Annotated in this window: 21 protein-coding genes; 15 read left to right on the top strand and 6 right to left on the bottom strand. The window is 74.2% G+C overall.

Features of this window, described 5'->3' with window-relative positions:
- Positions 1 to 12: 12 nt before the first annotated feature.
- From KLI87_RS07645 to KLI87_RS07580, 14 genes are all read left to right on the top strand, one after another.
- The gene (locus tag KLI87_RS07645; protein ID WP_214616348.1) at positions 13 to 1,002 is read left to right on the top strand and encodes an ABC transporter substrate-binding protein; all 990 of its coding nucleotides are present in this window, start codon (positions 13 to 15) and stop codon (positions 1,000 to 1,002) included.
- Complete coding sequence (locus KLI87_RS41440) at positions 999 to 2,546, top strand: FAD-dependent oxidoreductase (RefSeq protein WP_214616347.1); 1,548 nt, start codon at positions 999 to 1,001, stop codon at positions 2,544 to 2,546. The genes KLI87_RS07645 and KLI87_RS41440 overlap by 4 nt, the downstream gene beginning before the upstream one ends.
- On the top strand, positions 2,543 to 2,887 hold the full coding sequence (locus tag KLI87_RS07635; protein WP_214616346.1) for a ferredoxin family protein: 345 nt from the start codon (positions 2,543 to 2,545) through the stop codon (positions 2,885 to 2,887). The genes KLI87_RS41440 and KLI87_RS07635 overlap by 4 nt, the downstream gene beginning before the upstream one ends.
- A gap of 42 nt (positions 2,888 to 2,929) precedes the next feature.
- On the top strand, positions 2,930 to 4,057 hold the full coding sequence (gene sfnG, locus KLI87_RS07630; protein WP_246249330.1) for a dimethylsulfone monooxygenase SfnG: 1,128 nt from the start codon (positions 2,930 to 2,932) through the stop codon (positions 4,055 to 4,057).
- 25 nt (positions 4,058 to 4,082) lie between these two features.
- Entirely contained in the window at positions 4,083 to 5,294 is a 1,212-nt protein-coding gene (locus tag KLI87_RS07625; RefSeq protein WP_156214168.1) for an acyl-CoA dehydrogenase family protein, read from the top strand.
- 8 nt (positions 5,295 to 5,302) lie between these two features.
- Entirely contained in the window at positions 5,303 to 6,511 is a 1,209-nt protein-coding gene (locus KLI87_RS07620) for an SfnB family sulfur acquisition oxidoreductase (RefSeq protein ID WP_156214169.1), read from the top strand.
- A gap of 17 nt (positions 6,512 to 6,528) precedes the next feature.
- Entirely contained in the window at positions 6,529 to 7,704 is a 1,176-nt protein-coding gene (locus KLI87_RS07615) for an LLM class flavin-dependent oxidoreductase (protein WP_214616345.1), read from the top strand.
- Complete coding sequence (locus KLI87_RS07610) at positions 7,701 to 8,174, top strand: flavin reductase family protein (protein ID WP_156214170.1); 474 nt, start codon at positions 7,701 to 7,703, stop codon at positions 8,172 to 8,174. The genes KLI87_RS07615 and KLI87_RS07610 overlap by 4 nt, the downstream gene beginning before the upstream one ends.
- A 12-nt stretch (positions 8,175 to 8,186) precedes the next feature.
- The gene (locus KLI87_RS07605) at positions 8,187 to 8,684 is read left to right on the top strand and encodes a GNAT family N-acetyltransferase (protein ID WP_250903495.1); all 498 of its coding nucleotides are present in this window, start codon (positions 8,187 to 8,189) and stop codon (positions 8,682 to 8,684) included.
- A gap of 14 nt (positions 8,685 to 8,698) precedes the next feature.
- Complete coding sequence (locus KLI87_RS07600; protein WP_214616344.1) at positions 8,699 to 9,226, top strand: NADPH-dependent FMN reductase; 528 nt, start codon at positions 8,699 to 8,701, stop codon at positions 9,224 to 9,226.
- Positions 9,227 to 9,242: 16 nt separating this feature from the next.
- Positions 9,243 to 10,568, top strand: a complete 1,326-nt coding sequence (locus KLI87_RS07595; RefSeq protein ID WP_308165887.1) for an NtaA/DmoA family FMN-dependent monooxygenase — start codon at positions 9,243 to 9,245, stop codon at positions 10,566 to 10,568.
- Positions 10,565 to 11,704: an LLM class flavin-dependent oxidoreductase gene (locus KLI87_RS07590; RefSeq protein ID WP_214616342.1), complete on the top strand. Its 1,140-nt coding sequence runs from the start codon at positions 10,565 to 10,567 to the stop codon at positions 11,702 to 11,704. Before KLI87_RS07595 ends, KLI87_RS07590 begins: the two co-directional genes overlap by 4 nt.
- On the top strand, positions 11,701 to 12,855 hold the full coding sequence (locus KLI87_RS07585) for an LLM class flavin-dependent oxidoreductase (RefSeq protein WP_214616341.1): 1,155 nt from the start codon (positions 11,701 to 11,703) through the stop codon (positions 12,853 to 12,855). Before KLI87_RS07590 ends, KLI87_RS07585 begins: the two co-directional genes overlap by 4 nt.
- A gap of 154 nt (positions 12,856 to 13,009) precedes the next feature.
- Entirely contained in the window at positions 13,010 to 13,705 is a 696-nt protein-coding gene (locus KLI87_RS07580; RefSeq protein WP_214616340.1) for a S1 family peptidase, read from the top strand.
- A gap of 72 nt (positions 13,706 to 13,777) precedes the next feature.
- Here the strand turns inward: KLI87_RS07580 and KLI87_RS07575 are convergent, their stop codons facing one another.
- From KLI87_RS07575 to KLI87_RS07555, 5 genes are all read right to left on the bottom strand, one after another.
- Positions 13,778 to 15,382: an FAD-binding oxidoreductase gene (locus KLI87_RS07575; RefSeq protein ID WP_214616339.1), complete on the bottom strand. Its 1,605-nt coding sequence runs from the start codon at positions 15,380 to 15,382 to the stop codon at positions 13,778 to 13,780.
- Positions 15,383 to 15,482: 100 nt separating this feature from the next.
- Entirely contained in the window at positions 15,483 to 16,967 is a 1,485-nt protein-coding gene (locus KLI87_RS07570; protein ID WP_214616338.1) for a ferritin-like protein, read from the bottom strand.
- Positions 16,964 to 17,782: a DNA-binding domain-containing protein gene (locus KLI87_RS07565; protein WP_156214178.1), complete on the bottom strand. Its 819-nt coding sequence runs from the start codon at positions 17,780 to 17,782 to the stop codon at positions 16,964 to 16,966. The genes KLI87_RS07570 and KLI87_RS07565 overlap by 4 nt, the downstream gene beginning before the upstream one ends.
- Positions 17,775 to 18,677 (bottom strand): DUF692 domain-containing protein, encoded by a 903-nt coding sequence (locus tag KLI87_RS07560; protein WP_308165886.1) that lies wholly within the window; start codon positions 18,675 to 18,677, stop codon positions 17,775 to 17,777. The genes KLI87_RS07565 and KLI87_RS07560 overlap by 8 nt, the downstream gene beginning before the upstream one ends.
- A complete protein-coding gene (locus KLI87_RS07555; RefSeq protein WP_156214179.1) occupies positions 18,674 to 19,366 on the bottom strand; it encodes a hypothetical protein in 693 nt (230 codons plus the stop codon). The genes KLI87_RS07560 and KLI87_RS07555 overlap by 4 nt, the downstream gene beginning before the upstream one ends.
- A 196-nt stretch (positions 19,367 to 19,562) precedes the next feature.
- Between KLI87_RS07555 and KLI87_RS07550 the strand changes: the two genes are divergently transcribed.
- Positions 19,563 to 20,216, top strand: a complete 654-nt coding sequence (locus KLI87_RS07550; RefSeq protein ID WP_156214180.1) for a S1 family peptidase — start codon at positions 19,563 to 19,565, stop codon at positions 20,214 to 20,216.
- A gap of 13 nt (positions 20,217 to 20,229) precedes the next feature.
- Here KLI87_RS07550 and murF read toward each other — a convergent pair whose 3' ends face one another.
- Positions 20,230 to 21,618: a UDP-N-acetylmuramoyl-tripeptide--D-alanyl-D-alanine ligase gene (gene murF / locus KLI87_RS07545; RefSeq protein WP_214616337.1), complete on the bottom strand. Its 1,389-nt coding sequence runs from the start codon at positions 21,616 to 21,618 to the stop codon at positions 20,230 to 20,232.
- Positions 21,619 to 21,840 lie beyond the last annotated feature (222 nt).

Genomic DNA, 21,840 nt, shown 5'->3' with positions numbered 1-21,840 from the left:
GAGGAAAGAACTGTGAAGATCCCCAAGATCCTGGCCGCCGGGCTGCTCGTGCTGGGCGCGGCGGCGTGCGGCTCGTCCGCCGCCGCGGGCGGCTCCAAGACGCTGCGCGTCGGAGTGATCGGGACGGCCGTCGGCAACAAGCTGAACCGCACCGTCGGGTTCCTCGACGAGCGCGGCGAGCTGCTGCCCGAGCTGAAGGCCGCCGGGATCGACAAGATCCAGGTCGCGACGTTCCAGAACGGCCCCGACCTGAACCAGGCGCTCGCGGGCGGGTCGCTGGACATCGGCGTCTACGGCGACACCCCGGCGCTGATCGGGCGCGGGCAGGGCCTGCCGACCCGGCTGGTGTCGCTGAACTCCATCCGGCTGGACGCGGCGATCGTCGCCAAGAAGGACGGCGGGCCCACCTCGCTCAAGGACCTGGAGGGCAAGCGGATCGGCGTGCAGACCGGCTCCTACATCCACCGCTACCTGCTCGGCGCGCTCCAGCAGGCCGGGGTGAGGCCGAAGCAGATCATCCACATGTACACGCCCGCGATCATCGCGGCGCTGGAGAAGAACGCGATCGACGCGGGCGGGCTCGTCTCGGCCGACCAGGTCGCCGAGGAGGCGAAGGGGTACCGCTCGGTCGACGTCGCCTCCCGCGACCACCCCGACCTGCTCGGTACGTCCGCGACCGTCGTGACCGAGAAGTACCTGTCCGGGCACAAGGACATCGTCAAGGTCTGGCAGCGGGCCGAGTCGAAGGCGACCCGGGTGGCCAAGGCGAACTGGCCCGCCTACACCGCCTACGTCGCGCGGACCGGCGGCTACGCGCCGCAGGTGACCATCAAGACGACGCTGAGGGAGCAGCTCCCGGACACGCCGTTCCCCCCCGAGGGGCTGAAGCTGCTCGACGGGACCAAGGGGTTCCTCGCCGGGCAGAAGCTCCTCAAGACCGACTTCCCGATCGACTCGTGGCTGGCCCCGGGCGCCCGGACCGCCGCCGGGGCCACGCCGTGATCGAGCACGACGCCGACGTCCTCGTGCTCGGCGGCGGGCCCGCCGGGGCGTGGGCGGCGCTGGCCGCCGCCACGGCCGGGGCGCGGGTCGTCCTCGCCGACAAGGGGTACTGCGGCACCAGCGGGCCGACCGCGTCGGGCGGCAACAACCTCTGGTACGTGCCCCCGGACGCGGCGGAGCGCGAGCGGGAGGTCGACGCGCGGTTCGAGCAGAGCGCCCGGCTCGCCGACCGCCGCTGGATGGCCCGCGTCGTGGACGAGACCTACCGCCGCGTCGACGACCTCGCCTCGTTCGGCTACCCGTTCCCGGTCCACGACGGGGTGGAGCGGCGCGGCAGCCTCCAGGGGCCGGAGTACATGAAGCGGATGCGGCGCCGCGTCCACCGGTCGGGGGTGCTGATCCTCGACCACCATCCGGCGCTGCGGCTGCTGACCGACTCCTCGGGCGTCGTCGCGGGCGCGGCCGGCATCGCCCGGCAGGAGGGCGAGGCGCCCTGGACGGTCCGCGCGGGCGCGGTCGTGCTCGCGACCGGCGGCTGCGCGTTCCTGTCCGGCGCTTTCGGCACCAACGTCGACACCGGCGACGGGCACCTGATGGCCGCCGAGCTGGGCGCGGAGCTGTCGGGGATGGAGTTCTCCAGCGTGTACGGGCTCTCGCCCGCCTACGGCGCGCACACCAAGGGCCTGATGATGCAGTTCGCGACGTACTACGCCGAGGACGGCACGCGCATCGAGGTCCCGGACCCGCTGTGGGCCAGGGCGCAGGTCGCCGAGCGCCTCGCGGCCGGGCGGAAGGTCTTCGCGCGGCTCGACCAGGCGCCCGCCGAGCTGCGGCAGGCGATGCGCGACGCGCAGCCGAACTACTTCCTGCCGCTGGACAAGGCCGGGATCGACCCGTTCCGCGACCCCTACGAGGTGCGGATGGTGCTGGAGGGCACGGTCCGGGGCACGGGCGGGCTGCGGATCGTCGGCGACGACTGCGCGACGACCGTCCCCGGCCTGTACGCCGCCGGGGACGTCGCGACCCGCGAACCGGTGTCGGGCGCGGTCAGCGGCGGCGGCGCCTACAACGGCGCGTGGGCGATCTCGTCGGGCACCTGGGCCGGACGCGGCGCCGCGCGGTTCGGCCTCGGCCGGGACCGGACACGCACCATTCCGGCCGGGAGGGCCGGCCTGACGCCCGGGTCGCTGGACGCGGCGCGGGTCGTCCGCGCCGTCCAGGCCGAGATCCTGCCGCTCGACCGCAACCTGTTCCGCACGCGCGAGGGGCTCCGCGCCTCGCTGGCCTCGCTGGACGCGCTGTGGGAGCGCGTCACGTCCGAGGGCGTCGCCGGGACGGGCCGCGAGCGCCTGCGCGCCCGGTCGGCGGCGGCCATGACCGCGCACGCCCGGTGGTGCTACCGCGCCGCGCTGGCCCGCGAGGAGTCCCGGGGCATGCACCGGCTGGACGGCCTGCCGACGCTGCGGAGCTTCGAGCACCGGCTGCTGGTCGGCGGCCTGGAGGAGACCTGGACCTCCACCGAGCCCCAGGAGGTGGCGGCGTGATCGAGGTCGTGAGCGCGGAGCGCTGCGTGAAGTGCGACGTGTGCGTCAAGGTGTGCCCGACCGACGTGTTCGACCGGGGCGCCGACGGCCTCCCGGTGATCGCGCGGCAGAGCGACTGCCAGTCGTGCTTCATGTGCGAGGCCCACTGCCCGACGGACGCCCTGTACGTCGCGCCCTTCAGCGGGCCCGCGCCGGACGGCTCCCCGCACACCGACGAGGCCGCCCTCGCCGACGCGTTCGGGGAGTACCGGCGGATCGTCGGCTGGGGGCGCGGCCGGACGCCGGGCAGCCGCGCCGACAGCAACCACATCTTCACCGAGCGGATCCGATCGCCTCGCTGACGGCATTGACCTGGACGGGGCCGCACGCGCACAATTCACACTATGTCAGTAGGGAATATGGAAAATAGCCACGATCCCCTGAAGTTCGCCTACTGGGTCCCCAACGTCAGCGGCGGGCTGGTCGTCAGCACGATCGAGCAGCGCACCGACTGGGGTTACGACTACAACCGGGAACTGGCCGTGCTCGCCGAGCGGAACGGCTTCGAGTACGCGCTCAGCCAGGTCCGCTACATCGCCTCCTACGGCGCCGCCTACCAGCACGAGTCGACCGGGTTCAGCCTCGCGCTGCTGCTCGCGACGCAGCGGCTGAAGGTGATCGCCGCCGTGCACCCCGGGCTGTGGCACCCGGGCGTGCTCGCCAAGTTCATCGCGACCGCCGACCAGCTCTCGGGCGGCCGCGCCGCCGTGAACGTCGTCAGCGGCTGGTTCAAGGACGAGTTCACCAAGCTCGGCGAGCCGTGGCTGGAGCACGACGAGCGGTACCGGCGCAGCGAGGAGTTCATCCGGGTGCTGCGCGAGATCTGGACCTCCGAGCACGCGGAGTTCGGCGGCGACTTCTACCGGCTGCACGACTTCGACCTGCGCCCCAAGCCGCTGGCCGGGCCGGGGCGCCCGCACCCGGAGATCTTCCAGGGCGGCAACTCCACCAGCGCCCGCCGCATGGCCGGGCGGGTGTCGGACTGGTACTTCAGCAACGGCCGCGACTTCGACGGCGTCACCGAGCAGATCCGCGACGTCCGGGCCGAGGCGGGGCTGCACGGGCGCCGCGTCCGGTTCGGGCTGAACGGGTTCCTGATCGCGCGCGACACCGAGGCCGAGGCCCGCGAGGTGCTGCGCGAGATCGTCGCGAAGGCCGACCGGAAGGCCGTCGAGGGCTTCGGGTCGGCGGTCAGGCAGGCGGGGCGGTCGGCGTCGGACGGCAAGGGCATGTGGCAGGACTCGGAGTTCGCCGACCTCGTCCAGTACAACGACGGGTTCCGCACCGGGCTGATCGGCACACCCGAGCAGATCGCGGAGCGGATCGTCGCCTACAAGCGGCTCGGCGTCGACCTGTTCCTGCTCGGCTTCCTGCACTACCTGGAGGACGTCGAGTACTTCGGCGAGCGCGTCCTGCCGCTCGTCCGCGAGCTGGAAGCGGACCTGGAGACGCCGGCACACGTGAACTCCTGAAAACCCCCACGACACAGGAGAGGCAATGTCCGTCGAGACCGAGCAGAGCATCGCAACGAACGACGAGCGGTTCGCCGCCGCGCTGCACCGCGCCGACGTCGTCGCCGCCGAGCTGCGGGCCACCGCCGCCGAGCGCGACCGCGCCAACCGGGCGCCGCGCGAGGAGGTCGAGCTGCTGCGGCGCAACGACCTGCTCCAGGTGCAGGAGCCCGTCGAGCACGGCGGCGACGGGCTGTCGTTCGCGCAGGCGGCGCAGGTCGTCCGGCGGATCGCGCGCGGCGACACCTCGATCGCGCACCTGATCGGCTACCACTACGCGCAGACCCGGGTCGCCTCGCTGTTCGGCACGCCCGAGCAGGACGCCGAGCTGTCGCGGCGCAACGGGCGGGAGAAGGTGTTCTGGGGCGGCGTGCAGAACCCGCGCGGCGGCTCCGACGTCGTGCTGTCGCGCGACGGCGACCGGTTCCGGCTGGACGGCCGCCGCTCGTTCGCCTCGGGCGCCGGGCTCGGCGACTACCTGTCGGTGACCGCCGCCTTCGAGGGCGAGCTGCTGTTCGTCGCGCTGCCCGCCGGGCGGAAGGGCTTCCGCGCGCTCGGCGACTGGGACAACATCGGCCAGCGGCTCACCGACTCCGGCGGGGTCGAGTTCACCGCGACGCCCGTCGAGCGGCACGAGGTCCTCGGCCCCGACCCGCTCACCGGACGGACGATCACCCCGTACCAGACGCTGGTCACCCCGCACTGGCAGCTCGCGTTCGTCAACTTCTACGTCGGCACGGCCGAGGGCGCGCTCGACGAGGCGCTGGACTGGACGCGCCTGCACGGCGCGCCCTGGGAGACCTCCGGCGTGGACAGCGCGACCGACGACCCCTACGTCCTCCAGACGGTCGGGGAGCTGCGCAGCGAGATCCGCGCCGCCGCCCTGCTCGCCGACCGGGCCGGGGACGCGCTCCAGGACGCGCTCGGCATCGGCCCCTCGATCACCGCCGAGCAGCGCGCGGACGCGGCGGTCGCGGTCTACGAGGCCAAGTACCTGTCGACGAAGGTCGCGCTGTCGGTCGCGTCCCGGCTGTTCGAGATCCAGGGCGCGCGGGCCACGACCAGCGCCTACGGCTTCGACCGGCACTGGCGGAACCTGCGCACCCACACCGTCCACGACCCGGTCGCCTACAAGGCCCGCGAGGTCGGGGACTGGACGCTGAACCGCCGCGCCCCCGCCTTCTCCCTCTACCGCTGAGGACGACGATGCCGAACGCGCACGTGATCCGCTCGGGCGCGGAGGCCGTGGAGGTCGCGCGCAAGCTCGCCGCCGCCGTCGCCGTGCGGGCGGACGAGCGCGACCGCGACCGGCGGGCACCGGCCGCCGAGCTGGCCGAGCTCTCGGGCTCGGGCCTGCTCGGCGCCGCGGTGCCCGCCCGGCACGGCGGCGCCGAGGTGGGCGCCGCCGTGCTGGCCGAGGTGTTCCGGACGCTCGCCGCCGCCGACGCGAGCCTCGCGCAGATACCGCAGAGCCATTTCGTGTTCCTGGACGCGCTGCGGCGGCAGGGCACCGAGGAGCAGCGGGCCCGGTACTTCGCGAGGGCGCTGGACGGCGCGCGCTTCGCCAACGCCCAGACCGAGCGCGGCGGGCGCACCGTCACCGACGACGCCACCACCCTGCGCCGGACGCGGCCCGGCCGCTACGTCCTCGGCGGCGTGAAGTACTACAGCACCGGCGCGCTGTTCGCGGACGTGCTGGTCGTCCGGGCCGTCCTCGCCGACGAGCCGCCGCTGCCGGGCGGCGCGCCGCCCAAGGCGCTCGCCTACATCGCGCGCGACTCCCCCGGCGTCGCCATCGACGACGACTGGGACGGCATGGGGCAGCGGACCACCGCGAGTGGAACGGTCCGCCTGGAGGACGTCCCGGTCGGCGCCGACGACATCGTCCCCTACAACGCGCTCTTCGACGGGCCGACGACCTACGGCGCGCGGGCGCAGGTGCTGCACGCCGCGCTGGACGCGGGCATCGCCCGGGGCGCGGTCGCCGCCGCCGTCACCGCCGCCGGGCGGGCGCGGCCGTGGTTCGAGAGCGGCGCGGAGACCGCGACCGGCGACCCGCTGCTCGTCCAGCGGGCGGGCGAGCTGGAGATCACCGTGCGGGCCGCCGAGGCGCTGCTGCGGGAGGCCGCCGAGGCGATCGACGCGGCCGAGCGCGACCTCTCCGACGACTCCGCCGCGCGGGCGTCGATCGCGACCGCCGCCGCGAAGGTCGCCACCGGCCGCGCCGCGCTGGAGGCCGCCTCGACGCTGTTCGAGCTGGGCGGGACGCGGTCGGCGGCGGGCGCGCTCAACCTCTCGCGGCACTGGCGGGACGCGCGGACCCACACCCTGCACGACCCCGAACGCTGGAAGGTGCAGCACATCGGACGCTGGCTGCTGACGGGCGCTCCCCCGCCCCGGCACGGGCAGCTCTGAGGAAGGAAACCCCAACCGTGACCCTGTCGTTCCACTGGTTCCTGCCCACCTACGGCGACTCGCGCTTCATCGTGGGCGGCGGCCACGGCCGTCCCGCGGACGCGGCGTCCGGCGACCGGCGCGCCACGATCGGCTACCTGTCCTCGATCGTGCGCGGCGCCGAGGAGCTGGGCTTCACCGGCGCGCTCACCCCGACCGGCGCGTGGTGCGAGGACGCCTGGCTGACCACCGCGATGCTGGCGCGCGAGTCCGAGCGGCTGGCGTTCCTCGTCGCGTTCCGGCCGGGACTGATCAGCCCGACGCTCGCCGCGCAGATGGCCGCGACGTTCAGCGCGCACGCCCCGGGGCGGCTGCTGCTCAACGTCGTCACCGGCGGCGAGGCGCACGAGCAGCGCGCCTACGGCGACCACCTGTCCAAGGACGAGCGGTACGCGCGCTGCGCGGAGTTCCTGTCGGTCGTGCGGCGGCTCTGGGACGGCGAGACCGTCACCCATCGCGGCGCGCACCTCGACATCGACGCCGCGCGGCTGCCGACCGTCCCCGACCCCGTCCCGCCGCTGTACTTCGGCGGGTCCTCGGCCGCCGCCGGACCGGTCGCCGCCGAGCACGCCGACGTGTACCTGACCTGGGGTGAGCCGCTCGACGCGGTCGCCGCCAAGATCGAGTGGATCCGCGGGCTCGCCGCCGCCCGGGGCCGGAAGCCGAGGTTCGGCATCCGGCTGCACATCATCACCCGCGACACCGCCGAGGAGGCGTGGCGGCTCGCGGGGCGGATGGTCGAGGCGCTCGGCGAGGACACCGTCGCCGCCGCCCAGGCCGCGCTCGCCCGCAGCGAGTCCGTCGGCCAGCGGCGCATGCGCGAACTCCACGAGACCAGCCGCGCGGACGGCTCCTGGCGCGACCCCCGCGCCCTGGAGATCGCGCCGAACCTGTGGGCGGGCGTCGGGCTCGTCCGGGGCGGCGCCGGGACGGCGCTGGTCGGCGACCACGCCGAGGTCGCCGAGCGCATCGCCGAGTACGCCGGCCTCGGCATCGACGAGTTCGTCCTGTCGGGCTACCCGCACCTGGAGGAGCTGTACTGGGTCGGCGAGGGCGTGCTGCCCCGCCTCGCCGAACGCGGCCTGTTCCACGGCCCGGCCGGGCCGGCGGGCCAAGGCGCCACCGCCTTCCTCCCGAAGGACGCGGCGCGATGACGGCGCTCGGACTCGACCTGCGCCGCGTCTACGGCGCCTACCCGACCGGCGTCGCCGTGGTCGCGGGCCTGGTCGGCGGGCGTCCCGCCGGGATCGCCGCCAGCTCGTTCGTGCCGGTGTCGCTCGACCCGCCGCTCGTGTCGGTGTGCGTCGCGCACACCTCCACGACCTGGCCCCTGCTGCGCGAGCGGCCCACGATCGGGATCAGCGTGCTCGGCGCGCACCAGGAGCACGTCGGCCGCCGCGTCGGCGCCCGCGACGGCGACCGGTTCGCGGGCGTCGAGTGGCGGGCCACCGAGGGCGGCTCCGTGCTGGTCGAGGGCGCGTCCGCGTGGTTCGACTGCGTCGTCGAGCAGCAGGTCCGCTCCGGTGACCACGACATCGTCGTCTTCCGCGTCGAGGACCTGGACGCCGCGCACGACGTCCCGCCGCTGGTCTTCCACGCCAGCACCTTCCGTTCCCTCCGCTAAGGAGCCTTTCCGTTGCCCGTCAGCGTCCACGTCGAAGTCCGCGCCGCCGCCTGGGACGACCCCGCGGCGGAGGCGCTGCGCAGATCCATGGACGCGGAGATGCGCGACCGCTACGAGGACCGGCTGGAGGAGATCGAGGCCCTCGTCGCCGAGCCGGAGTGGCGGAGCGCGCTCGTCGTCGAACCGCACGAGGCCGTCCACGTCGCGGTCGCCTACGCCTCCGGCGAACCCGTGGGGCATGCCGCGCTGCGCCGCCTGGACGGCGGCGACCTGGAGCTGAAGCGGATGTACGTCGCGTCCGCCGCGCGGGGCACGGGGGTGTCCACGGCGCTGCTGGCGGCGGTGGAGGACGCGGCGCGCGCGCTCGGCGCGTCCCGGCTCGTGTTGCAGACCGGCGACCGGCAGCCCGACGCGGTCCGGCTGTACGAGCGCGAGGGCTACACCCGCGTCCCGGTCTTTCCCCCGTACGAACGGTTGCATTTCTCGATCTGCATGGCAAAAGTATTGTGACTAAGGGAGCGAACATGAGCATTGTCGTTCTGGTAGGGAATCCACGTCCCCAGTCCCGGACATTTCAGGTGGCTCTGAAGGCCGCGGCCGCGATAGCCGAACGGATCGGCGACGGCGACGCGGTCGAGGCCGTCGATCTGTCGGCACTGGCACCCGGCCTGCTCGGCGCCGTGCCGGCCCCGGAGACGCAGGACGCGCTGGACCGGGTCGCCTCCGCCGACGTCCTGCTGGTCGCGAGCCCGACCTACAAGGCCACCTACACGGGCCTGCTCAAGGTGTTCCTGGACCGGTTGCCGGGCGGCGCGCTGGCCTCGACGGTCGCGCTGCCGCTGCTGGTGATGGGCGATCCGAAGCACTCCCTGGCCGTGGAGGTGCATCTGCGGCCCCTGCTGGTGGAGCTGGGCGCGGTCGTGCCCACACCGGGGCTGGCGTTCCTGGAGACGCAGATCGCGGCCGCGGAGGAGGTGCTCGGCGCCTGGGCCGACATCGTCGCGCCGCAGGTGGTGGCGGCGGAACTCGCCCGCGATGCCGCGCGGATCTGAGAAGGGGGCCGTTCCGGTGCCGGTCAAGCAGATCCATCTGGCCGCCCATTTCCCCGGCGTCAACAACACGACCGTGTGGTCGGATCCGGGCTCGGGCAGCCAGATCGACTTCGGCTCCTTCGTCCACCTCGCGCGGACCGCGGAGCGCGGGAAGTTCGATTTCTTCTTTCTCGCCGAGGGGCTCCGGCTGCGGGAGATGAAGGGCCGCATCCACGACCTCGACGTCGCCGGGCGGCCCGAGTCGCTGACCGTCCTGTCGGCGCTGTCGGGGGTCACCGCGCGGCTCGGGCTCGCCGCGACCGTCAACTCGACGTTCAACGAGCCCTACGAGGTGGCGCGGCGCCTGGCCACGCTCGACCACCTCAGCGGCGGGCGCGCCGCCTGGAACGTCGTCACGAGCTGGGACGCGTTCACCGGCGAGAACTTCCGGCGCGGCGGCTACCTGGCCGAGGCCGACCGCTACAACCGCGCCCGCGAGTTCCTGGGCACCGCCCGCGAGCTGTGGGACTCCTGGAGCGGCGGCGACCTCGTCGCCGACCCCGCCTCGGGCACGTTCGCCCGCCCGGACGCGGGGGCGTTCGCACATCGCGGCCCGCAGTTCGACATCGCCGGACGGTTCAACGCGCCGCGTCCGCCCCAGGGCCGCCCGGTGATCATCCAGGCCGGGGACTCGGCGGAGGGGCGCGAGTTCGCCGCCGCCGAGGCCGACGTCATCTTCAGCCGGCACGGCACGCTGGAGGACGGCCGCGCCTTCTACAAGGACGTCAAGAGCAGGCTCGCCAAGTACGGGCGCCGCCCGGACGAGCTGAAGATCATGCCCTCCGTCACCTACGTGCTCGGCGACACCGAGGAGGACGCGGCCGAGCGCGCCGCCGACATCCGCCGCGCGCAGGTGACCCCGCAGGGCGCGCTGGCCTACCTGGAGGGGTTCTGGGGGCGCGACCTGTCCGGCTACGATCCGGACGGCCCGCTGCCCGACGTCGAACCCGACCTCGGCGAGGGCGTGTCGAAGGGCCGCGCGCAGTTCCGCGGCGACCGGAGCGAGACCGTCCGCCGGTGGCGGGCGCTGGCCGCCGAGCGCGGCCTCACCATCCGCGAGCTGGTCATCGAGGCCACCGGGCGGCAGACGTTCGTCGGGACGCCGCGCTCGGTCGCGGACCAGATCGACGAGTTCGTGCGGACCGACGCCGCCGACGGGTTCGTGCTCGTCCCGCACCTGACCCCGACCGGCCTGGACGACCTGGTCGAGCACGTGGTGCCCCTCCTCCAGGAGAAGGGCGTGTTCCGCGCCGACTACACCGGCCCGACCCTGCGCGACCACGTCGGACTGGAGGCGCCATGACCGAGCTGCACCTCGCCGCCGCGCTGAACGACGCGGGCTGGCATCCGGCGGCCTGGCGGGACCCGTCGGCCCGCCCGTCCGCGCTGTTCACCGCCGGGTACTGGGGCGACCTCGCCGCCGAGGCCGAGCGCGGCCTCCTCGACTTCGTCACCATCGAGGACGCGCTCGGCCCCCCGGCCCCGCCCGGCGGGGTGACGGCGCGGCTGGACGCGGTGCTGATCGCCGCGCGGCTCGCGCCCGCGACGTCCCGGATCGGCCTCGTGCCCGCGACCGTCGTCCAGCACACCGAGCCGTTCCACGTCTCGATCGGCATCGCCTCGCTCGACCACGCCAGCCGCGGCCGCGCCGGATGGCGGCCCGACGCCGCCCCCGCCCACCACGCCCACGCGCCGCACTTCGGCCGCCGCGACCTCCCGGACGCGGCGCTGCTCGGCGAGGCGGCCGAGTTCGCCGAGGTCGTCCGGCGGCTGTGGGACTCCTGGGAGGACGACGCGGAGATCCGCGACACCGCCACCGGCCGGTTCCTGGACCGCGAGAAGCTGCACTACATCGACTTCGAGGGCGAGCACCTCCGGGTCCGGGGGCCGTCGATCACGCCGCGCCCGCCGCAGGGGCAGCCGCCGGTGACCGTGCTGGCCGACGACGTCGCCGGCTATGAGCTCGCGGCGCGGGCCGCCGACGTCGTCCTCGTCGCCCCGCGCTCCCGCGGGGACGCGGTGACCGTCGTCGCCCAGGTCAGGGAGGCCGAGCGCACGGTCGAGCGGACCGGCGAGCCGCTCCGCGTCCTCGGCGACCTGGTCGTGTTCCTGGACGCCGTGCCCGGGGCCGCCCACGCCCGGCTCGCCCGGCTGGACGGCCTCGCGCGCGCCGCCTTCGACGCCGAGGTCTTCACCGGAACCCCCGGCGACCTCGCCGACCTGCTGCTCGACTGGCGCGAGGCGGGCCTGGACGGGTTCCGGCTGCGGCCGGGCGTCCTGCCCGCCGACCTCGCCGCGATCACGCGCGAGCTGGTGCCGATCCTGCGCGGGCGCGGCGCGTTCCGCGAGAGCTACGGGACGGCGACGCTGCGCGGGCATCTCGGGCTGCCGCGTCCCGCGAACCGCTACGCCGTGTCCGACCCTGGGAGGCGCCCGTGACACCGCTGTCCGTCCTCGACCTCGCGCCGGTCCCGGCCGGCGGCACCGCGCGCGACGCCGTGCGCGACGTCCTCGACCTCGCGCGGCGGGCCGAGGCCGCCGGCTACCACCGGTACTGGCTCGCCGAGCACCACCTCTCGCCGGGCGTCGCGAGCGCGGCGCCGCAGGTCCTCATCGGGGCGGTCGCCGCCGCCACGTCCCGGATCCGGGTCGGGTCCGGCGCCGTCCAGACCGGGCACTGGACGCCGCTGGCGATCGTCGAGCAGTTCGGCACGCTCGACGCCCTCCACCCGGGGCGCATCGACCTCGGCGTCGGACGCTCCGGGCAGAAGCGCCAGGAGGCCGCGGGGCGGGCCGCCGCGCCGCCGCGTCCCGCGCGCGAGGCCACGTTCGTGGACGGCCTGCTGATCCCCACCCCCTACGACACCTCGCGGGCCGCGAGGTCGCCGAGGCTCCTGCTCCAGGACTCGCTGCTGCGGCAGGCCGGGGCGCGGGCGCCGCGCTTCCCCGACGCCATCGACGAGGTCACCGCGCTGCTGGACGGGACGCTCCAGCGCGACGGCGTGGACGCGCACGCCAACCCCGGCGAGGGCGCCTCGCTCGCGCTGTGGATCCTCGGAAGCAGCGGGGGCGAGAGCGCCCGCGTCGCGGGCGAGCGGGGCCTGCCGTTCGCCGCGAACTACCATGTCGCCCCGGCCAGCGTGCTGGAGGCCGTGGACGCCTACCGCGCGGCGTTCCGCCCGTCGGCGGCGCTGGAGGAGCCCTACGTCCTCGTCTCCGCCGACGTGGTCGCGGCGCCCACCGAGGCGGAGGCGCGCGAGCTCGCCTCCCCCTACGCGCTGTGGGTGCACAGCATCCGGGCGGGCGACGGCGCGATCCCGTTCCCGACGCCTGAGCAGGCCGCCGCGCACGAGTGGCGGCCCGAGGACCTCGACCTCGTCGCCGACCGCGTCGAGACCCAGTTCGTCGGGACGCCCGAGGCGGTCGTCGCCGGGCTGGAGACGCTGCGCCGCGTCACCGGCGCCGACGAACTGCTGCTCACCACCATCACCCACGACCACGCCGACCGCGTCCGCTCCTTCGAACTGATCGCCGAGGCATGGACGCGCAGCTCGGAACGGACGTCCGCAAACGCGCCCGGCGCGGGCTGAGCTCCGCTGACCGGCGCCTTCCGGCCGCCTGCCCCGTAGTTGATATACGGTCGGCGGCCGTCTTGGCAGGTTCCCCCCCTTGCCGGGGCCCGCGCCCGGCCGGACTATTCCGGCAACCCAGGACCCTGGGCGTCCATCCCCGCAGGAGACCCCCGTGAGACTCCGCATCTCCTCGGCGGCCGCGACCGCCGCCGCCTGCGCCATCGCCACGCTCGCCGCTCCCGCCCCGGGCGCGATGGCATCATCCGCCTCCCCCGCCTCCCCCGCCGCCCCGCCCTCCGCCGTCGGCGGCCAGACCGTCTACGCGAGCGACGGCTCCCCGTGCACGCTCGGTTTCAACGTCCGCAGGAGCGACGGCTACTACTTCCTCACCGCCGGTTCGTGCGCGCGGCAGGACCAGAGGGTCTACGCCGACTCCGCCAAGACCACCGCGCTCGGCACCGTCGTCGCGCGCACGCCCCTCGGCGTCGGGCTCGTCCGCTATGTCGAACCGCAGGCGGAGCGTCCCGGCGGCGTCGACACCCACCCCGGTTCGCAGCACATCAAGGGCGCGGGCCACGTGCCCATCGGCCAGCAGATCTGCCGCAGCAGCCCGGTCTCCGGGCTGCGCTGCGGCAAGCTGAAGGCGGTCGACCTGAGCGTGATGCTGCCCGACGGCACGATGGGCACCATCGCGCAGACCGACGCCTGCGGGCTGCCCGGCGACGCCCCCGGCGCGCCCTACTTCGCCGGCGGGACCGCGCTCGGCGTGGAGTTCCAGGGCTCCGGCGCCTGCGAGGGCGGCGAGAACTCCTACTACCAGCAGCTCGACGAGATCCTTGTGCAGTTGGGAGGCGGCGAGGTCTACTGAGCACGTCCCGATCCCGACCACCGGCCCCGGAGCCGCGCCGCGCCGCGCCGAGCCGCGCCGCGCCGAGCGCGATCACACGGGGCGGACGGACAGCGCGTGGCGGAAGACGTCGCGCGGATCCCACTTCGCCTTGATCCGCTGGAGCCGCGGGTAGTTGCCGCGGAAGTACAGGACGTGCCACGGCGCGCCGCCGTTCAGCGCCGGGTCCGCGAGGTCGGTGTCGGGGTAGTTGATGAACGCGCCGTCGCCGGCCGCGGGCACGCCGCCCGTGTCGGCGTAGAGGTCGCGGTAGACCTCGCGCGTGTAGGCGATGTGCCGGGCGTCGTCGGCGGCGTCCTCCCACCCGTTGATGAAGAACATCTTCATGATCGTGTCGCGGTGGGGCGCCGCCGTCGCGTCCGGGCGGACGGCGTTGACCCGCCCGCCGAAGGTGTAGAGGCTGAGGATCGCGCCGGGGTGGTCGTAGTCGGTGCGGGTCAGGTGGTGGTGCAGGACGCCGATCTGCCGGTCGGTCAGGCGGCGCCGCAGGTAGGCCGACTTCACCTTCAGCCGGTACCGCGGCCCCGGGTCGCCCGGCGACCCGGCTAGCGCGGCCGCGAGCCACGGCTGGTTCGCCGCCTTCCTGACGGGTGCGGCCGGCACACCCTCGCTGATCGCGGCGATGTGGCCGTCCAGCAGCCGCTCGGCGGCGGACGCGCCCGCGACGGCGGCGACCTGGCCGATCATGCCGATCGTCCCGGCCGCCGGGCGGGTGAGCTGGAGTTCGCTGTAGAGCGCGGCCGCCGGGGAGCCCGGCGCGCTGTTGCGCTCCACCCAGGTGCCGTGGTTGCGGACGAGCCGCTCGAACGCGGCCCTGTCCAGCCTGCTCCAGTCCCAGTCGACGGAGAACGTCAGCGCCGTGGACGGCGGCGCGGGCAGCAGCCGGGACGGGTCGTCGCCGCGCGCGTCCGGCGTCCGGAACCAGTAGCGGGTGGCGACGCCGAACGTCCCGCCCCCGCCGCCGGTGTGCGCCCACCACAGGTCCCGGTTCGGGTCGGACGCCCCGCTCGTCGCCACCACGCTCCGGGCCCGCCCGTCCCGGCCGACGACGACCACCTCGACCGCGTGGAGGTGGTCGACGGCGAGGCCCATCGTCCGCGACAGCGGGCCGAAGCCGCCGCCGGGCACGTGCCCGCCGGCGCCGACGGTCGGGCACCACCCGGCGGGGATCGTCACGCCCCATCCCAGGTAGAGCCTGCGGTACACGTCGCCGAGCAGCGCGCCCGCCTCCACCGCGAAAGCGCGGCGGCGGGCGTCGTAGTAGACGTCGGTCATCGCGGAGGTGTCGATGACGACGCGCACGGCGGGATCGCCGACGAAGCCCTCGAAGCCGTGGCCGCCGCCGCGGACCGCCACCCTCCTGCCGGTGTCGACGGCCCGCTGCACCGCCGTGACCACGTCCTCGGTCGTCCCGACCACCCACACGTGGTCGGGATCGCCCACGAACCGCCGGTTGTAGCCGCGCGAGGCCAGGGACGGGAAGCGCGGGTCGCCGCGTCCGACCTCCGACGCCGGAGGCGGCGGCGCGGCAGGCCCGGCCGCCTCGGCCGGTGCCGCGCCCAGGGCGGGCGCGGCGACCCCCGCCGCCGTGGCCGCCAGCCCGCCCCGCAGGACGTTCCTCCGCGTGTGCTCGGTCATCCGGACTCCTCAGATCGCGAATGACCACCAACGTAGGGACGGCGCGGGATGCGGTCAGTGGGCCTGGCCCCACCTCATCGGTAGGCGCAACCCCCGGATGTCAGATGTCGACGAGAAGCCGGATCTGCCGTTCGACGCCGTCCGGGCCGCCGAGAACGGGGAAATGCTCGATGGCCTCCGCGCACAGGTCGATGAGCTGCTCCTTCTTGGTGCGCTCCTGCTCGTCCGCGTCGAAGTCGTAGAACTGGAAGGAGGGCGCCGCGTGCCGCCCCTTGTAGGGGCCGTCCGGAATCGGCGTCGTGACCAGCGCCTGCGCGATGGGGTAGAGGATCCCTTGCATCACCGCGACGTCGTTGCGTTCGAGCCGGTACCGGTGGCTGAACATCTCCTCGCGGTCGGTGCCCGGGACCTTCTTCGTCTTCACGTCGTCGGTGGAATGCGCGTAGGTCTCGTCCAGCAGGCACAGCGTGTAGCAGTAGGCCGCGTTGAACAGCGTCATCAGGCTCTGGACGCCGGGCTGGTCGTCGAAGTCGGCCACCAGCGGGTCGGCGACGACGGGCCAGGTCGCCTCCGGGTCGTCGATGTCGATCCGGTGCTCGGGGCCGCCGTCGACCGCGCCGATGCCCTCGATGCCCTCCTGGACGCGGACGAACTTCTCGTAGTGGGTGTAGTCCTCGACGCCGGGCCTGATCTCGATCTTCTTGTGGTCGGTGATCGTGCCCTCGCCCTGCTCGATGATGATCCGCAGCGCCTGCCGGGCGGTGGCGAGGTCGTGGACGCGGATCGGCTTGCCGTTGCCGAACTCGTTCCAGAACCCGCGCTTGTACTGCTTGCGCGCGTCCTCCACCGCCCACTCGATCTCGTCCTCCAGGTCGATGAACCCCTGCTCGATCGCGCGGTAGAACTCGCCCAGGCTCGTGTACTGGCCGACGTCCCGCGGGTGCCGCGCGAACGTCTCCGCGCCGAGGTCGATGTCGTCGGGCATCTCGACCCGGCGGAAGGTGTTGACGTGCTCCTTGGAGAGCCGGTCCAGGCTGAGGATGATCTCCGGGCCGTCCGGGTCGTCGGGGTTGTAGCGGTTCAGCATCGTGCTCGGATACGACGGGATGAACTCCTCGTCGTAGAAGGAGATGTCCTCGCCGTACCCGATGGCGACCATCAGGTTGCGCACGAGCGCCAGGTGCAGCATCTCCTCGATCGAGATCCCGACCAGCGTGCGCAGCACGCCCCGCGGCGCCGCCCACTGCGAGTGCCCGCGCGTCCGGATCGAGTACGCGGAGAACAGGTACATCGGGATCGTGGACAGCTCCACCTGCGCGGCGACGTACAGGTGGTCGGCCAGGTCGTCCACGGTCCGGATGCCCGCCGCCGGGTCGAGCCGGCGGATCGGTCTCGTCCGCACCAGCCGGTCGCCCGCTTTCCGCGCGGCGCGCGCCTTCGTCCTGGCCTGCGTCTTGGCCTGCGTCTTGGCCTGCGTCTTGGCCTGCGTCTTGGGCTGCGTCTTGGGCTGCGTCTTGGGCTGTGTCTTGGCCTTCGTCTTGGACGCGGGCTTGCGCGCCTTCGTCCGGGTCGTGGTGGTGGTCATCGTCTCGCCCTCTCCTCAAGGTGTTCGGGTGCGCGGTGGGCGCGGGTGAAGTAGCCGAGTCCGGCCCAGCGGCGGAGCGCCTCGGCGGACGGGTCCGCGAGGACCGCGCCGACCGCCGCGCCCCCGGCCAGCGCCCGCAGCGCCCGGTGCGCGGCGGGGTCGAGCTCGCGCATCGTGACCCGGTAGTCGCGGCGGCTCACCGCCAGCGCGACCGGACGCGGCGCGGGCGGCTCCGGGTCCTCGCCGCGCCGGACGGCCGCCAGGTACTCGTTGACGGGGAAGGCGAACGTCGGCAACCGCAGGCACGGCGCCGTCTCCAGACGCAGGTCGCAGCCCCGCGAGAGGTCGAGGGCCGCCGGGAGGTCGTCCGGGCGCAGGACGGGCCCGCCCTCGGTGCCGGGGCCCTCGACGACCTCCGTGATGATCCGCTCCAGCCGGGCCAGGTCGATGATCAGGTCCGGCCACTGCTCGCGGTGCGCCGCGCCGTCCGGCCTGGTCGCCTCCAGGTGGTCGGCGAACCCCTCGTCGAGCCGGGTGAGCGTGTACGTCCGGGACGGGCGCGCGTCGAGGTAGTCCAGGGCGAACCGGTCGAACATCTCCTCGCCCAGCAGCCGCGTCAGCCCGGGGTGCAGGCCGCGCATGTTCTCCAGCAGCCGGAGCCGGTAGCCGCGCCGGTAGATCCCGAGCCGCTCCCGCGCGGTCAGCGACGACGACGCCGTGAGAGTCCTTTCGACGCCGTCGGCCGCGCCATCGCCGAGAATGGCGGCCTGCATCCACCGCTGGGTCCCGGCCAGCCCCGCCACCGGTTCAGGCATCCGGTACGCCCTGGAGCGCCGAGACCGGGTCGCGTCCGGCGGCGGCGAGCCTGGCCTTGCCGAGTTCGGCCTCAAGGACGGGGAACTCCGGCAGCCGGTCGTCCCATTCCAGCAGCGTGGGAATCGGCCCGGCGCGCTCGGTCACGAGCCGGTAGAGGTCCCAGACGGCGTCGGAGACCGGGCGGTCGTGGGTGTCGATGAGATGCGTCCCGTGATCGGCGTGCCCGGCCAGATGGATCTGCTCGACGCGCTCCATCGGCAGCGCGTCGAGATAGTCGACCGGGTCGAAGTCGTGGTTGGCCGCCGAGACGTAGACGTTGTTGACGTCCAGCAGCAGCCCGCAGTCGGCCTCCTCGGCCAGCCGGGTCATGAACTCCTGCTCGGGCATCGCGGACGCGGTGAACCCGACATAGGTGCTCGGGTTCTCCAGCACCAGCCTGCGGCCGAGGAACTCCTGCGCGATCCGGACGCGTTCCACCACGTGCGCCAGCACCGCCTCGGTGAAGGGGAGCGGAAGCAGGTCGTGGGTGTTGCGGCCCATGACCCCCGTCCAGCAGACGTGGTCGGACACCAGCGGCGCCCGCACCGCCGCGGCCAGCCCGCGCAGCCGCGCCAGGTAGCCGAGGTCGAGCGGGTCGGTGCCGCCGATCGACAGCGAGACCCCGTGCAGCGCGATCGGGTAGTGCTCGGCGATCGCCTCCAGCGCGCGGCGGCGGCCGCCGGCGCAGTCCATGAAGTTCTCCGAGACCACCTCGAAGAAGCCGACGTCCGGGCGGTGCCGCCGGACGTGGTCCATGTGCGGCCCGCGCAGCCCGATCCCGAACCCCGGCATGCCCGCGGCGGTGCCCGCTGGGGTGCCCGTTGCGGTGTCCGCGGCGGTGTCCGCCCAGGTCACCGCGCCTTCCTCGGCGCGGCCTTCCGGGCCTTCCCGGCGGTCTTGCGGCGGGCGCCGTCCCCGGACGCGGCGCCGCGCCGCCCCACCGGGCCCACCAGGTCCTCGCCGTCGTCGACGTCGTACTCGGGCAGCAGGTCGTCGGGGATCCCGTCGCCCGGGGACGGGCCGTAGGCGAGGCCCGCCCGGTACATCCGGTCCTCCATGAGCCGCCGGGCCTGCAACCACACGCTCCTGCCCTTCATCGGCCCGGCGCTGAACACGCGGCTGACGTTGAGCGGGCTCGCGCAGCTCCCGTTGAACCGGCACGCCTGCTCCCCGGGGCGCCACTGCTGGTCGTCGCCTCCGGCGTAGCCGCAGCCGCCCTGGCCGCGGCACTGCCCCTCGCCGTGGCAGACATGGCGGACGGTCGCGCAGTTCCCGGTTCCGGCCATGACGGCGCCGCCGTCGACGTCGAAGGCGTTGCACGCGTTCAGGCCCATGCACACGTGCTGCTCCAGGCCCTCGGCGGGCCCGCCGCAGCTCGCGCCGCCGAAACTGCGCCCGCTCGCGTCGTAGTGCTGCTCGACCGCGTACTCCTGCGAGGACACCACCTCCGGGCCCGCCGCCCGGTCGTGCCCGTTGTGCTCGCGCCTCACTTTTGCCATGCCGCCCTCAAATTCACCGAATTGCAGGTCCACCTGCGTCTTCACCCGGGACGAAGATCAGTAAGCGCGCGGCTCGACTTATTACGACACGTGGAAACGGCATGCGCCCACGTTGACCGAAAATTGGCGATCACCTGATGTTGATACAAGGCGGTGACCAACATTGGCACTTCCTCCCCTTGCCGGTGGCCGCGCTTTTCCGCACTATTCCGGAAAGTCAGCCCCCCGGCAGGAGGCCCCCGTGAGAGCCCGCATTCGTGTGATCTTCGCGTGCGTCGCGACCGTCATGAGCCTGCTCGTCCCCGGCACGGCCGCGGCCACCGCCCCGCCGCCGTCCGAGGGCGGGCGGGCGATCTACGCGGCCAACGGCGTGCGCTGCGCCCTCGGGTTCAACGTGGTCAGGAGCGGCACCTACTACTTCCTCACCGCGGGCGGCTGCGCGCAGGCCGGTCTGCGGATCTACGCCGACCCGGCGCTGACCGTCCCGCTCGGCACGGTCGCCGCGGTCACCAACTACAAGATCGCCCTCGTCCAGTACGTGGACCCGAAGACGCAGCGGCCCGGCACCGTCCACACCTACCCCGGCACGCAGGAGATCGTGACGGCCGGGGCCCCGGCCGCCGGCCAGCGGGTCTGCCGCAGCGGCCCCGTCAACCACCTGGTCTGCGGGCCCGTCACGGCGACCAACCTGACCATCAACCTCCCCGACGGTGTGATCAACGGTGTGGCGCAGGCGACCGTGTGCCCGGGCGAACTCCCGGGCGCGCCCTACTTCGCCGACACCAGGGCGGTCGGGCTCGAAATCGGCAGGTCCGGCAGTTGCGCCGGCGGCGGCTCGTCCTATTTCCTACCGGTCGGCCCCATCCTGAGCGCCTTCGGCGTCGCGGTGTACTGACCGCGGTCCCCCGCTAGGAGCGCGGGTTCCACAGCGCGGTCGCGACCGCGGACAGGCCGATCTCGCCCGACGCCTTCACCAGGACGACGTCGGCCGGGCGCAGCAGGCTCCGCAGCAGGGCCACCGCCTCCCGGCGGCGCGGCAGCGCGTGGGTGGCCACGCCCGCCCGGCGGGCGGCCTCGGACAGGGCGTCGGGGCCCTCGCCGGTCCCGACCACGACGAGGATCGCGACGCCCAGTTCGGCGGCCAGCCTGCCGACGGCGGCGTGGTGCCGCGCCGCGTCCCCGGCCTGGCCGGTCATCTCGCCGAGGACGGCGATCGTCCGGCGTCCGGCCGACATCGTCGCCAGCGTGCGCAGCGCGGCGCGCATGGAGACGGGGTTGGCGTGGCAGGCGTCGTCGATGACCGTGATGCCGTCGGCGCGCTCGACGAGCTGGAACCGGTTCGGCGAGCGCGGGGCGGCGGCGCTCAGCCGCGCCGCGATCCGGCGGGTCGTGACGCCGAGGACGTCGGCGACGCTCGCGGCCGCCAGCGCGTTGCCGACCTGGTGCTCGCCGGGCAGCCCGAGCCGCACGGCCGCCGCGCCCGACGGGGTGTGCAGGATGAACGACGCGCGGCCCTCGCCGTCGACCGTGACGCCGCCCGCCCGGACGGACGCCTCGGCGTCGCGGCCGTAGGACACGACGCCCGCCGACGTCGCGCCCGCCATCGACGCCACGGCCGCGTCGTCGGCGTTGAGGAAGGCCAGCCCGCCCTCCCCCGCCGGGGGCAGCGCCCGCACCAGCTCGGCCTTCGCCCGCGCGACGCCGATGATCCCGCCTAGCGTGAGCAGGTGCGCGGGCCCGATGTTCAGCACCAGCCCGAACTGCGGGCGCGCCACCCACGCGAGGTGGGTGATGTCGCCCTGGCGGGCGGCCCCCATCTCCAGGACGAGGTAGCGCGTCCACCGGTCGGCGCGCAGGATCGTCAGCGGCAGCCCGATCTCGTTGCCGTCGGAGCCGGCGGTGGCGACGGTCGGCGCCTCGCGTTCGAGGATCTGGGCGAGCAGGTCCTTGGTCGTGGTCTTGCCGACCGAGCCGGTGACGCCGATGACGACGAGGTCCAGCATGTCGCGGACGAACATGGCGAGGTCGGTCAGCGCGGAGACCACCTCGTCCACGACGACGCACGGCCCCTCGACGGCGCGGGTGCCGAGCACCGCGCACGCGCCGAAGGCGTAGGCGCGCGCGGCGAGGTCGTGCCCGTCGCCGCGCTCCCCGGCGACGGCGACGAACAGCGCGCCGGGGGTGACGTCCCGCGCGTCGATGACGACGGGCCCGGTGACGGTGGGACCGGGGGCGGGGGCGCCGTGCACCGTTCCGCCGACCGCCAGCGCGATCTCGTGGAGGGTCAGCGGGATCACGGCACCGGCCGCGCTGACCCGCGATGCGCACCGGCCCCGTCCGCGGCGGCCTCGGCGACCGCCGCGGACGGGTCCGGCCTCCAGGTACCGTCCCGCTCGACCCCGCCGACGGCGGGACGGTACTCCCCCCTCCGGAGGCCCATGAATGCCTGCATGATCTCCCGTCCGGCCCCGGCGCCACCCCTTAGCGCCAGATCGTAAAACGCCCCGAACACACCGGGA

Origin of the sequence: Actinomadura sp. NEAU-AAG7 (genome assembly GCF_018603865.1) — a bacterium.
GTDB lineage: Bacteria > Actinomycetota > Actinomycetes > Streptosporangiales > Streptosporangiaceae > Spirillospora > Spirillospora litoris.
This window is presented reverse-complemented; position numbering and strand designations above follow the sequence as displayed.